The organism is Methyloversatilis sp. RAC08 (genome assembly GCF_001713355.1).
Taxonomy (GTDB): Bacteria; Pseudomonadota; Gammaproteobacteria; order Burkholderiales; family Rhodocyclaceae; genus Methyloversatilis.
In genome coordinates, this window is record NZ_CP016448.1 from 280552 (window position 1) to 293262 (window position 12711).

Below are 12711 nucleotides of genomic sequence, written 5' to 3' on the forward strand. Positions count from 1 at the left end.
GGCGCGCACTCAGGCGAGCGCGGATTCGAGAAAGCCGTAGCGTTTCGTGACCGCGTCGAGGTCGCGCAACTGCTCGAGCAGCGCGGCCATCATCGGTAGCGGCCAGGCGTTCGGCCCGTCCGACATCGCCTTGGCCGGGTCCGGATGACTTTCCATGAACAGCCCGGCGATGCCGACCGCCACGGCAGCGCGTGCCAGCACCGGCACGAATTCGCGCTGACCGCCGGACGACGCACCCTGCCCGCCCGGCAACTGCACCGAATGGGTGGCGTCGAAAACGACCGGGCACGCGGTTTCGCGCATGATGGCCAGCGAACGCATGTCGGACACCAGATTGTTGTAGCCGAAGGACACGCCGCGCTCGCACACCATGATGGTGTCAGCGCCGCCATTGGCTTCCTTAGCCTTCGCGACGACGTGCTTCATGTCGCCCGGCGCGAGGAACTGGCCCTTCTTGATGTTCACCGGCTTGCCGGTGGCGGCGCAGGCGTGGATGAAGTCGGTCTGGCGGCACAGGAAGGCTGGCGTCTGCAGTACGTCGACATACTGCGCAACGATCGGCGCCTCTTCCGCGGTGTGCACGTCGGTCAGCACCGGCACGCCCAGTTCGCGCTTCACGTCGGCCAGTATTTCCAGGCCCTTCTGCATGCCCGGGCCGCGGAAGCTGGTACCCGAGCTGCGGTTGGCCTTGTCGAACGACGACTTGTAGATGAAGGGGATACCCAGACGCGCGGTGATTTCCTTCAGCTGGCCGGCGGTGTCGAACGCCATGTCGCGCGATTCGATCACGCACGGACCGGCAATCAGGAAGAAGGGCTTGTCGAGGCCGACATCGAATCCGCACAGTTTCATGAGGTCACCTTGTGCGACGAGCGCTTGACCATGCCGCGCGCGTCCTGACGGGCCAGCGCAGCACGGGCGAAGGCGGTGAACAGCGGATGTCCGGCGCGCGGCGTGGACGTGAATTCCGGGTGGAACTGACAGGCGACGAACCACGGATGGTCCGGCAGCTCGATCATTTCGCACAGCGGGTCGACCGAATCGAGCGAACGGCCGGACACGCGCAAGCCGACCTTTTCCAGCTGCGCCAGATACTGGTTGTTCACTTCGTACCGGTGGCGATGGCGCTCGACGATCTGTGCCTTGCCGTAGATCTCCCGCGCCAGACTGTCTTCGCCCAGCTGGCAGTTCTGACCACCCAGGCGCATCGTGCCGCCGATGTCGGACGACTCGTCGCGCCGCTCCAGCTTGCCTTCGGCGCTCATCCACTCGGTGATCAGGCCGATCACCGGATGCGGCGTGTCGCGCTCGAATTCGGTGCTGTGCGCGCCGGTCAGACCGGCCACGTTGCGGGCGTATTCGACCACCGCCAGCTGCATGCCCAGACAGATGCCCAGATACGGCACGCCGTTTTCGCGCGCATAGCGGATGGCGCCGATCTTGCCCTCGACGCCGCGCCGGCCGAAGCCGCCAGGCACCAGGATCGCGTCCATCGGATCGAGCAATGCTCGCCCGCCGTCGGTCGACCGCTCGACGGCTTCTGAATCGATGTAGTGGATGTTGATGCGCGAGCGCGTCTGGATGCCGGCGTGGATCAAGGCCTCGGAAAGCGACTTGTACGATTCGGTCAGGTCGACGTACTTGCCGACGAAGGCGATATCGACGTCGCGCTCCGGATTTTCCAGCGCGTCGATCATGCGCTTCCAGGTGCTCAGGTCGGCCGCGCGGGCCAGGATGTTCAGCTTGTGGCAGACGATTTCATCCAGCATCTGGTCGTGCAGCATGGCCGGAATCTTGTAGATGCTGTCGGCGTCGACCACCGAAATGACCGCCTCGGGCAGCACATTGGTGAACAGCGCGATCTTGCGGCGCTCGTCGTCCGGCACCACGCGGTCGGAGCGGCACAGCAGCACGTCGGGCTGGATGCCGATCTCGCGCAATTCCTTGACCGAGTGCTGGGTCGGCTTGGTTTTAAGTTCGCCCGCGGTGGCGATGTAGGGCACCAGCGTCAGGTGGATGAAGCAGGTGTTGGCGCGGCCTTCTTCGATGCCCATCTGCCGGATGGCTTCGAGGAAGGGCAGCGATTCGATGTCGCCGACCGTGCCGCCGACCTCGACGATGGCGACATCCGCGCCTTCGGCGCCGCGCTTGATGTAGAGCTTGATTTCGTCGGTGATGTGCGGGATGACCTGAACCGTCTTGCCCAGATACTCGCCCCGGCGCTCCTTCTTGATCACCGCCTCGTAGATCTGGCCGGTGGTGAAGTTGTTGCGCTTGCCCATGCGGGCGTGCGTGAAGCGTTCGTAGTGACCCAGATCGAGGTCGGTTTCGGCGCCGTCTTCGGTGACGAACACCTCGCCGTGCTGAAACGGGCTCATCGTGCCCGGATCGACGTTGATGTAGGGGTCAAGCTTCAGATGGGTGACACGGATGGAACGCGATTCGAGAATCGCGCCCAGTGACGCGGCTGCGATGCCCTTGCCTAGCGAGGACACCACACCGCCGGTGACGAACACGTACTTTGTCATTTATTGCACTGCAGCGGGAAATTCCTAGTTTACCGGAAAAGTCCCGCAGCTTGAAGCCGACCGCCAGGCAAATACGACCCTGACCGGGCTGCCTCGGCTGGCGTCAGTCCGCCTCGTCGATCCAGGCCAGCTGAATGGCTTCGAGGATCTTTTCGCCGCAGCGCTTCGGGTCGTCATCGAAGTCGGGCAGATCGAGCACCCACTGCATCAGGTCGGTGAAGCGCACGTTGCCCGGGTCGACGTCGGGGTGTGCCTCGGTCAGCGCAATCGCAATCTCGAGCGAATCGGTCCATTTCATGGTGCTCACCTCTTTCCTTCACTGACCATATTGATCGTGTAGCGGGGAATGTCGATCACCAGCGGCTCGCCGGCCACTGCCGCCTGACAGGACAGGCGCGAATTCGGCTCCAGTCCCCAGGCCTTGTCCAGCAGATCTTCCTCGAGCTCTTCGGCCGGCTCGAGACTGCGGGAGCCTTCGCGCACGACGACGTGACAGGTCGTGCAGGCGCACGACTTCTCGCACGCATGTTCGATTTCGATGCCATTGGCCAGCAGCGCGTCGCAGATGGTGGTGCCGGGCTCGGCATCGAACACCGCACCGTCCGGGCACAGCTCGACATGGGGCAATACGACGATCTGGGTCATTGCGCGGTGTTCCGTCAATCAGAGTGATTCGATGCTGCGTCCGGCCAGCGCACGCTGGATGCCACGATTCATGCGGCGCGCGGCGAACTCGTCGGTGGCGCGGCCAAGCACGTCGACAGCGGCGCGCAGCGCCGCCGTGTCGTCGCCTCCAACGACTTCGGCCAGTGCGCGGACAGCCCTATCGACCGCGACCCGTTCGGCGTCGTCGAGCAGATCGCCGTCGGCAGCCAACGCAGTCTGCGTGGCGTCGATCAGGCGTGTGGCGTCCACCTTCTGTTCCGCCAGCGCGCGTGCCGCGATGTCATCCTGTACGTGATCGAAGCCGTCACGCAGCATGCGTGCGACTTCGTCGTCGCCCAGCCCGTAACTCGGCTTGACCTCGATGCGTGCTTCGATGCCGGTGCCCAGTTCGCGCGCGGACACGGCCAGCAGGCCGTCGGCATCCACCTGGAACGACACGCGGATGCGTGCCGCGCCCGCCACCATCGGCGGAATGCCCCGCAGCTCGAAGCGGGCCAGCGAACGGCAGTCGGTGACGCGCTCGCGCTCGCCCTGCAGCACATGAATGGCCATCGCAGTCTGGCCGTCGCGATAGGTGGTGAATTCCTGCGCGCGTGCGGTCGGTATCGTCGAATTGCGCGGAATGATCTTCTCGACCAGGCCGCCCATGGTTTCCAGACCGAGCGACAGCGGAATGACGTCGAGCAGCAGCCAGTCTTCACCGGCCGCGCGATTGCCGGCCAGCACATTGGCCTGGATAGCGGCGCCGATGGCCACCACCTTGTCCGGATCGAGATTGGTCAGCGGCACCTGACCGAAGAATTCGCCCACTGCGCGCTGCACCTGCGGCATGCGCGTGGCGCCGCCCACCATGACCACGCCCTTGACGTCCTCAACCGACAAGCCGGCGTCGCGCAGCGCCTTGCGCGTCGGCACCAGCGTCTTGTCGACCAGCGTCTTCGTCATGGCGGCGAACGCTTCGCGCGTGAGACGCACGTCGATCTCGTCGCCCGACGACAGCTTGAGCCCGACATGCACGTCGTCGGCCCCGCTGAGTGCTTCCTTCGCGCGCCGGGCTTCCATGTACAGCGCACGCATATCTTCCAGGCTGGGCGGACCGATGCGCGATGCCTCGATGAGCCAGCAATAGACCCGATGGTCGAAATCATCGCCGCCCAGTGCGGCGTCGCCGCTGGTGGCCAGTACCTCGAACACACCGCGCGAAAGCTTCAGGATGGAAATATCGAAAGTGCCGCCGCCCAGGTCGTACACCGCGTAGATGCCTTCGGAGGCGTTGTCCAGGCCATAGGCGATCGCGGCGGCCGTCGGTTCGTTCAGCAGACGCAGCACATCGAGACCGGCCAGCCGGGCAGCGTCCTTCGTGGCCTGACGCTGCGCATCGTCGAAATAGGCCGGTACGGTGATGACCGCGCCGGTCAGCGGCCCGCCGAGGCTGGCTTCAGCCCGCTCGCGCAGCACGCGCAGAATGTCGGCCGACACTTCGACCGGGCTTTTCGCGCCCTGTGCGGTGCGCAGCCGCACCATGCCGGGCGCGTCCTCGAATACATAGGGCATCGATTCGACATGCGCGACATCGGCAACGCCGCGTCCCATGAAGCGCTTGACCGAGGCGATCGTGTTGCGCGGGTCCTGTGCCTGTGCGGCGCGCGCAGCATGGCCGACCACGGCCGTTCCATCCGCGAGATAACGCACCACGGACGGCAGCAGCGCACGGCCGTGCTCGTCGTTCAGCACCAGCGGCACGCCATTGCGCACGCTGGCCACCAGTGAATTGGTCGTTCCGAGGTCGATGCCCGCGGCCAGCCTGTGCTGGTGCGGTGCGGTGGATTCGCCGGGTTCGGCGATCTGCAGCAGGGCCATCAGTTGTCCAGTGTTTCGTGTGCTTCGGCAATGTCTTCCGCCAAACGGGCGATGAACATCATGCGGCGCACCGTCGCGGCTGCGCCGGCGGTGTCGTGTTCTGCATCCAGCTGCCGGACCAGCAGCGCTTCGGCGTCGCGCCGGGCGTGCCGCAGCATGCGCGCAAGTTCGTCGAGCGCGCCGGCATCACGGGCGTCGCGCGCCTCATCGAGTGCCTCGCGCCATTCCATCTGCTGCATCAGGAAATCGCCGGGCATCGCGGTGTTGTTCTCCGCCGCCACGTCAATGCCATCCAGTTCCAGCAGGTAGCGCGCTCGAGTCAGCGGCGTACGCAGCAGCCGGTAGGCTTCATTGATGCGCGTCGACCACTGCATCGACAGCCGCCGCTCGGCTTCCGGTCGGCTGGCATGGCGGTCAGGGTGCACCGACGACTGCAGCTCGTGGTAGCGCGATTCGAGCGAGCGCTCGTCGATGACGAAGCGGCGCGGCAACGCGAACAGCTCGAAGTGGTCGCGACCGAACAGTTCGACGTCCGGCAGGCCGGAGGCGGTGGGGTCAGGAGTCATCGTTCAGTGTTGTCGGTGGCGATCGCCACTCAGACATTGAAGCTTTCGCCGCAACCGCACTCGTCCTTGACGTTCGGGTTGTTGAACTTGAAGCCTTCGTTCAGGCCTTCGCGCACGAAGTCGAGTTCGGTGCCTTCGAGATAGGCCAGGCTTTTCGGGTCGATCAGCACCTTCACGCCGTGGCTTTCGAAAATCAGGTCTTCCGGCGTCATGTCGTCGGCGAACTCGAGCTTGTACGCCATGCCGGAACAGCCGCTGGTGCGCACGCCCAGGCGCAGGCCGACGCCGCGGCCGCGCTTGGCGATGTAGTTGCTCACGTGTGTGGCTGCTTTTTCGGTCAGTGTCACGCCCATGTCGCTCTCCTTACGCCGCTGCAGCCGACGCGGCCGTATCGCCGTGCTTCTTGCGGTAGTCGTCGATCGCCGCCTTGATGGCATCTTCCGCGAGGATGGAGCAGTGGATCTTCACCGGCGGCAGTGCCAGTTCTTCGGCGATCGCGGTGTTCTTGATGGTCATCGCCTCGTCGAGCGTCTTGCCCTTGACCCATTCGGTCACCAGCGAACTCGACGCGATGGCCGAGCCGCAGCCATAGGTCTTGAATTTCGCATCTTCGATGATGCCGTCCGCACCCACCTTGATCTGCAGCTTCATCACGTCGCCGCAGGCCGGCGCACCGACCATGCCGGTACCGACGTCTTCGTCGTCCTTGCCGAATGCGCCGACGTTGCGCGGGTTTTCGTAGTGATCCAGCAGTTTTTCGCTATAGGCCATAACAGTTCTCCTTCAGTCGCCGTGCACGCGCAATCAGTGGTGGGCCCACTGGACGCTATTCAAATCAACACCTTCCTGCACCATTTCCCACAGCGGCGACAACTCGCGCAGCTTGCCGATCTTGCGGTGCAGCAGGTCTATCGTGAAATCGATTTCCTCTTCGGTCGTGAAGCGGCCGATCGAGAAGCGGATCGAGCTGTGCGCGAGCTCGTCTTCGCGGCCGAGCGCGCGCAGCACGTAGGACGGTTCAAGGCTGGCCGAAGTACAGGCCGAGCCGGACGACACCGCGACATCCTTGATCGCCATGATCAATGATTCGCCTTCGACGTAGGCGAAGCTGATGTTCAGGTTGTGCGGCACGCGCGCTTCGAGGTCGCCATTGACGAAGGTCGCCTCGATGTCCGACAGGCCCTTCAGCAGACGGTCGCGCAGCATGCGCACACGCTCGTTCTCGGCGCCCATTTCCTCACGCGCAATGCGGAAGGCTTCGCCCATGCCGACGATCTGGTGCGTGGCCAGCGTGCCGGAGCGCATGCCGCGCTCGTGACCGCCGCCATGGATCTGCGCTTCGAGGCGGATGCGCGGCTTGCGGCGAACGTACAGCGCGCCGATGCCCTTAGGCCCGTAGGTCTTGTGCGCGCAGAACGACATCAGGTCGACCTTCAGCTTGTCGAGATCGATGACCACCTTGCCGGTCGCCTGCGCCGCATCGACGTGGAAGATGATGCCCTTTTCGCGGCAGATTTCGCCCAGTTCGGCGACCGGCTGGATGACGCCGATCTCGTTGTTCACGAACATGATGGACACCAGCACGGTGTCCGGACGCAGCGCCGCCTTGAACGCATCCATGTCGATCAGGCCATTGGGCTGCGGATCGAGATAGGTGGCTTCGAAGCCTTCGCGTTCGAGTTCGCGGAAGGTATCGAGCACCGCCTTGTGTTCGGTACGCAGCGTGATGATGTGCTTGCCCTTGCCGGAATAGAAATGCGCCGCGCCCTTGATGGCGAGGTTGTTCGATTCGGTGGCACCCGAGGTCCAGACGATTTCCTTCGGATCGGCATTCACCAGACGGGCAACCTGCTCGCGCGCCTCTTCGACGGCCGCTTCGGTTTCCCAGCCATAGGCGTGGCTGCGCGACGCCGGATTGCCGAAGTGCTCGGTCAGGTAGGGAATCATCTTGGCCGCAACGCGCGGGTCGACCGGGGTGGTCGCCGAGTAGTCGAGATAGATCGGAAATTTCAGCATTCAGGTTGCTCCTTCGGGTTCTTCATTACGCTTCAGCCATCGCCCGCAGGCCACGGAGCTGATCCGCCACCTGCGCCAGCGCGCTGCAAAAATCATCGACATCCTGCATCTTCGTCATTGCGCCGGTGCTCACGCGCACCGCCCCGCGCGCCTGTTCCTGCGGCACGCCCATCGCGGTCAGCGTGCGCGATGGCTCCGGTGACGCGCTCGAGCAGGCCGAACCACTGGCCACCGCGAAGCCTGCGCGGTCGAGTTTGCCGACCAGCGTTTCGCCATCGATGTGATCGAGCGCGAAATAGCAGGTGTTCGGCAGACGCAGCGCCTGCGCACCGAATACCGTGCCGCCGAGTGCCAGCACGCAGCGTTCGATGCGTTCGCGCTGCGCTTCAAGCTGTTCGCGGCGCGCCGCCGGCTGCGACATCGCCAGCGCGCAGGCAACGCCGAAACCGACGATCGCCGCGATGTTTTCGGTGCCGGAGCGCAGGCCGTGTTCGTGACCTCCGCCGGCGATCAGCGGCTCGATATCGACCCGCTTGTCCAGAATGAGTGCGCCCGCACCCTGCGGACCGCCGATCTTGTGTGCCGAAAGCGTCATCGCCGACACGCCCAGCGCGCGGAAATCGACCGCGATCTTGCCCAGCGCCTGCACCGCATCGGTGTGCAGCCAGCCGCCGGCGCGGCGTACCTGCAACGCCAGCGTCGAAACGTCCTGCAGCACGCCGGTTTCGTTATTCGCGAGCATGACCGACACCAGGGACGCCTGCCAATCGAAGCCGTCGACCTGCACCCTGCCCTGCGCGTCGACCGGCAGTTCCTTCAGCGCCCAGCCGCGGCGCACCAACTGGCGTGCCGGCTCGCGCACGCATGGGTGCTCGATCGCCGAAATCGCGATCGCGCCCGGCTTGAGTCGCGCGGCCGCACCCTTGATGAACAGATTGTTCGCTTCCGAGCCGCCGCTGGTAAACACCACTTCTGTCGGATGCGCATTCACTGCGGCAGCCACCTGTGCCCGTGCCTCGTCGATCGCCCGGCGCGCAGCGCGCCCGTACTCGTGCCGGCTCGACGCATTGCCGAAGCGCGCGCCCAGCCACGGCAGCATCGCTTCGCGCACCGCATCGGCGAGCGGCGTACTGGCGTTGTGATCGAGATAGACCGGAGCGAACATGATCAGAGCTGCACCCGCACCAATTCGGACACACCCGGTCGTGCAGCATGGTCGTGCACGACCACGCGATGGGTCGTCTTGTCGCGCTGCTGCACCATCAGTTCGTGCAGATTCACCGAATCCAGGTAGTCATACATGCGCCGACTCAGGCTCGACCACAGGTCGTGCGTCATGCAGCGATGTTCATCCAGACAGTTTTCCTTGCCGCCGCACTGCGTGGCGTCCAGCGGCTCATCGACCGCGGTGATGATCTGGGCGACCGAAATCTTGCGCGCGTCGCGCGCCAGGCAGTAACCGCCGCCCGGCCCGCGCACGCTGGCCACCAGTTCCTGGCGACGCAGCTTGCCGAACAGCTGTTCGAGATAGGACAGGCTGATGCGCTGGCGCTCGGCCACGCCGGCCAGCGTCACCGGACCATTGTCCTGGCGCAGTGCAAGATCCAGCATCGCGGTGACGGCGAAGCGGCCTTTGGTAGTCAGTCTCATGATGCGATCTCCTCGATGGAGTGGCTCAGGGAATCCACGCTTGGGTTCGCGAATGAGCACACAGTCCAATTCCCGATCAATTCAGTCGACTTTATAATTCCCGACAAGTTCAGTCAACAATTCGGCCTGATCTTGTCCAGATCCACCCGCGAGTGATCGGCCATTTCCTCGCGCGCCTCGTCGTCGAGCCTGACACCTGCCCGTTCCAGCTTTTCCATCAGGCAGGCGATGCGCCGGTCGTTCTCGAGCGCGTGATCAACCAGCGCAGTGAGCGCCTTGGCCATCGGGTCTTCCATGTCGCGGGTGACCCCATAAGCTGTGAAGCCGGCCTGTTCGGCCCGCCGCTTCTTCTCGTCGTCGGCGCCCGGCTCACTGGCTTCGATGATGCGCGCCGGATTGCCGACCGCAGTGGCACCGGCCGGAACGGGCTTCACGACGACTGCGCAGGAACCGATCTTGGCGCCGTCACCGACGTCAAAACCGCCCAGCACCTGGGCGCCGGCGCCGATCACGACGCCGCGACCGAGCGTGGGATGACGCTTGGCGCCGCGGTACAGCGAGGTGCCGCCCAGCGTCACCCCCTGATAGATGGTGCAGTCGTCGCCGATGACCGCCGTTTCGCCGACCACCACGCCCATGCCGTGATCGATGAACACGCGCCGCCCGATGGATGCACCCGGGTGGATTTCGATGCCGGTCAGCACGCGGCCGATGTGCGAAATGAAGCGCCCCAGCCAGTGCAGACCCGCGCCCCAGCAGGCGTGCGCCATGCGGTGCAGGATCAGCGCGTGGATGCCCGGGTAGCAGGTCAGGACTTCGAACGACGAACGTGCCGCCGGGTCGCGTGCAAGCACGCTCGCAATATCTTCGCGCAGGTGATGGAACATCCGTTTTCCCCATGAAACGCCGGTGGCGTTCGCGGCCAGTTGAAACCCGACGATTTTAGTCGGTTTTTGTGCACCTGCGTCAGGGTCTGTCCATCGTCCGCCGTGGCCACCCGCGGAATCGCTGTCGTGGATGCCACAGCGCGGACGGCAACCGACCTTATCCGTTCGACCCCGGGCGCTTTTTCGGAATGCCGCCGATCGCCTTCAGCGCGCCCATCAGCAGATGCAGTTCTTCCGCCTCGACCTGGGTACGTCCGAACAGGCGGCGCAGGCGCGGCATGGCACGGCCCGGATTGACCCGGTCGAGAAAGCCCGCGTCGAGCATCAGCTGTTCGAGCAGCGCGTACAGGCTTTCCAGTCCTTCGTGACTGGCCAGGGCCGGCGCTTCGCCGACAGCGGCCGGCGCGGCGGCGACGGCCACGCGCAGTTCGTGGCACATGATCTGGGCCGCCGCCGCCACATTCAGCGAGCGGTAGGTTTCGCTGGTCGAAATGGTGACCGGCAGCGAACACATCGCCACTTCTTCATTGGTGAGTCCCGAACTTTCGGTGCCGAACACCAGCGCCACCTCGGCGTCGCCAGTAGCCAGCAGCGCCGCCAGTTCGGTCGCCGCCGACCTGACGTCGCGCACCGGCAGCGCCATTTCGCGACGACGTGCCGTCAGCGCCGCCTGCGCAACGGTGCCGGCCAGCGCGGCTTCGATCGTATCGACCACCACTGCACTGTCCAGCACGTCGGTCGCGCCGGAACTCATCGCGACCGCTTCGTCATGCGGAAAATGCTTCGGATTGACCAGATAGAGGCGCGACAGCCCCATCACCTTCATCGCCCGCGCGCAGGCGCCGATGTTGCCCGGATGGGTGGTGTGGGACATGACCACGCGCACCCGGTCAAGGGCGGCGTGACGATCAGAAAGGAGAGAAGGGGCGTCCATCGGGTCAGCGGTCAGAGGTGAATTCCGGTGCGGGCCTCGAATTAAATCGCAACAGCCCCTAAAATGCTCGGCTTTCCCGCCGACATGCGGACCGCACGGTCCGCGCACAGACACCTTCCATGCATCCGACGCTCACCACCGCCGTCAAGGCCGCCCGCCGCGCAGGCCAGATCATCACCCGCGCCAGCCAGGATGTAGACCTGCTGAAAGTCAGCAGCAAGCGCCAGAACGACTTCGTCACCGAAGTCGACCGCGCCGCCGAGGACGCCATCATCGGCATCCTGCGCGAAGCCTATCCGGACCACGCCATCCTGGCGGAAGAGAGCGGCGCGTCCGGCGAGTCCGAGTACCGCTGGATCATCGATCCGCTCGACGGCACGACCAACTTCATCCACGGCATGCCGCAGTACGCGGTGTCGATCGCGCTCGAACACCGGGGCCTGATGCAGTCGGCCGTCGTGTTCGACCCGGTGCGCAACGAGCTGTTCACCGCCAGCCGCGGCCGCGGCGCCTTCCTGAACGACCGCCGCATCCGCGTGTCGCGCCGTGCCAAGCTGGGCGAGGCACTGATAGGCACCGGCTTTCCGTACCGGGTGTGGGATCACGTCGATGCCTATCTGGGCATGTTCAAGGACCTGATGGAAAAGACCTCCGGCCTGCGCCGCCCGGGTGCCGCCGCGCTCGATCTGGCCTATGTCGCCTGCGGCCGCTTCGACGGCTTCTTCGAAATCGGCCTGTCGCCGTGGGACATCGCCGCCGGCGCCCTGCTGGTCACCGAAGCCGGCGGTCTGGTCGGCAATCTGACCGGTGAAACCGGCTATCTGGACAGCGGCAATCTGGTCGCCTCGACGCCGCGCATCTTCCCGGCCCTGCTCGCCGCGATCGAACCGCACCTGACGGACGCGCTGCGCAGCTGAACGCGGCTCGCCCGTGGCGGCACCGGTCGCGAACGATTATTCTTACTAAATTCCGATCGATCAGCATCAGGTACGACCATGTCAAATACTGCCATGCTGTCCAGCAAGTTCCAGATTTCCATTCCCAAGGCCGTACGCGAGGCGCAGCACTGGGAGGCAGGTCAGGAATTCGTGTTCATACCGAAAGGCAAAGGCGTGCTGATGATGCCGGTACCCGATGCCGCGCAGCTTGCCGGCATCGCCCGGGGCGCATCGACCGCGGACACACGCGACCGCGAGGACCGTTATTGATGGCGGCCGCCGCGCGCGTGGTCGATACCTCGGCGTGGATCGAGTGGCTGATCGGCAGCGACCTCGGCGAAATCGTCGGCAAGGCACTGCCGGAGCGCCCGCAGTGCATCGTGCCCACCATCGTGCAGCTCGAACTGTCGAAATGGCTGATGCGCGAAGTCGGCGATGACAAGGCCGATCAGGTCATCGCCTACACGCTGAAATGCGTCATCGCACCGCTCGACACCCGCATCGCCCTGCTCGCGGCTGACCTGCATCGCGCGCATCGGCTCGCGACAGCCGATGCCATCGTGTATGCCACGGCGCGCGAGTACAAGGCCGAGCTGATCACGTGTGACCGGCACTTCGAAGGGCTGCCGGGCGTGCGGCTTTTTCCGAAGGCGGCCTGAGCGCAGA

General features: G+C 65.0%; 16 protein-coding genes. 3 read left to right on the top strand and 13 right to left on the bottom strand.

All coding sequences use genetic code 11. The features are described from left to right. Positions 1–9 precede the first annotated feature (9 nt). The 13 genes from kdsA to BSY238_RS01375 form a co-directional block, all read right to left on the bottom strand. Positions 10–852 (bottom strand): 3-deoxy-8-phosphooctulonate synthase, encoded by an 843-nt coding sequence (gene kdsA, locus BSY238_RS01315; protein WP_069037560.1) that lies wholly within the window; start codon positions 850–852, stop codon positions 10–12. Continuing rightward, complete coding sequence (locus BSY238_RS01320; RefSeq protein WP_069037561.1) at positions 849–2528, bottom strand: CTP synthase; 1680 nt, start codon at positions 2526–2528, stop codon at positions 849–851. The genes kdsA and BSY238_RS01320 overlap by 4 nt, the downstream gene beginning before the upstream one ends. A gap of 103 nt (positions 2529–2631) precedes the next feature. Continuing rightward, positions 2632–2826, bottom strand: coding sequence for a Fe-S cluster assembly protein IscX (gene iscX, locus BSY238_RS01325; RefSeq protein ID WP_069040369.1), 195 nt, complete (start codon positions 2824–2826; stop codon positions 2632–2634). Between the two features lie 5 nt (positions 2827–2831). Beyond that, a complete protein-coding gene (gene fdx, locus BSY238_RS01330) occupies positions 2832–3173 on the bottom strand; it encodes an ISC system 2Fe-2S type ferredoxin (protein WP_069037562.1) in 342 nt (113 codons plus the stop codon). A gap of 18 nt (positions 3174–3191) precedes the next feature. Then, positions 3192–5054: a Fe-S protein assembly chaperone HscA gene (gene hscA / locus BSY238_RS01335; protein WP_069037563.1), complete on the bottom strand. Its 1863-nt coding sequence runs from the start codon at positions 5052–5054 to the stop codon at positions 3192–3194. Then, entirely contained in the window at positions 5054–5620 is a 567-nt protein-coding gene (hscB, locus tag BSY238_RS01340; RefSeq protein ID WP_069037564.1) for a Fe-S protein assembly co-chaperone HscB, read from the bottom strand. The genes hscA and hscB overlap by 1 nt, the downstream gene beginning before the upstream one ends. A gap of 29 nt (positions 5621–5649) precedes the next feature. Further along, entirely contained in the window at positions 5650–5973 is a 324-nt protein-coding gene (iscA, locus tag BSY238_RS01345) for an iron-sulfur cluster assembly protein IscA (protein ID WP_069037565.1), read from the bottom strand. 10 nt (positions 5974–5983) lie between these two features. Next, a complete protein-coding gene (iscU, locus tag BSY238_RS01350) occupies positions 5984–6391 on the bottom strand; it encodes a Fe-S cluster assembly scaffold IscU (RefSeq protein WP_069037566.1) in 408 nt (135 codons plus the stop codon). Positions 6392–6424: 33 nt separating this feature from the next. Continuing rightward, on the bottom strand, positions 6425–7636 hold the full coding sequence (locus BSY238_RS01355) for an IscS subfamily cysteine desulfurase (RefSeq protein ID WP_069037567.1): 1212 nt from the start codon (positions 7634–7636) through the stop codon (positions 6425–6427). Between the two features lie 25 nt (positions 7637–7661). After that, positions 7662–8801: a cysteine desulfurase family protein gene (locus BSY238_RS01360; RefSeq protein ID WP_069037568.1), complete on the bottom strand. Its 1140-nt coding sequence runs from the start codon at positions 8799–8801 to the stop codon at positions 7662–7664. A 2-nt stretch (positions 8802–8803) separates the two neighbouring features. After that, positions 8804–9286, bottom strand: a complete 483-nt coding sequence (gene iscR, locus BSY238_RS01365; RefSeq protein ID WP_069037569.1) for a Fe-S cluster assembly transcriptional regulator IscR — start codon at positions 9284–9286, stop codon at positions 8804–8806. Between the two features lie 113 nt (positions 9287–9399). Next, positions 9400–10173: a serine O-acetyltransferase gene (gene cysE / locus BSY238_RS01370; protein ID WP_069037570.1), complete on the bottom strand. Its 774-nt coding sequence runs from the start codon at positions 10171–10173 to the stop codon at positions 9400–9402. Between the two features lie 157 nt (positions 10174–10330). After that, positions 10331–11047 carry an RNA methyltransferase gene (locus BSY238_RS01375; protein ID WP_236952606.1) on the bottom strand — a complete coding sequence of 239 codons (717 nt, stop codon included), beginning with the start codon at positions 11045–11047 and terminating at the stop codon, positions 10331–10333. Positions 11048–11226: 179 nt separating this feature from the next. Here BSY238_RS01375 and BSY238_RS01380 point away from each other — a divergent pair, with 179 nt between their 5' ends. The 3 genes from BSY238_RS01380 (at position 11227) to BSY238_RS01390 (ending at position 12704) form a co-directional block, all read left to right on the top strand. Further along, positions 11227–12024, top strand: coding sequence for an inositol monophosphatase family protein (locus tag BSY238_RS01380; RefSeq protein ID WP_069037572.1), 798 nt, complete (start codon positions 11227–11229; stop codon positions 12022–12024). A 78-nt stretch (positions 12025–12102) separates the two neighbouring features. Beyond that, positions 12103–12315, top strand: a complete 213-nt coding sequence (locus tag BSY238_RS01385) for an AbrB/MazE/SpoVT family DNA-binding domain-containing protein (protein ID WP_069037573.1) — start codon at positions 12103–12105, stop codon at positions 12313–12315. Next, positions 12315–12704: a type II toxin-antitoxin system VapC family toxin gene (locus BSY238_RS01390; RefSeq protein ID WP_069037574.1), complete on the top strand. Its 390-nt coding sequence runs from the start codon at positions 12315–12317 to the stop codon at positions 12702–12704. The genes BSY238_RS01385 and BSY238_RS01390 overlap by 1 nt, the downstream gene beginning before the upstream one ends. The last annotated feature ends 7 nt before the right edge of the window (positions 12705–12711 follow it).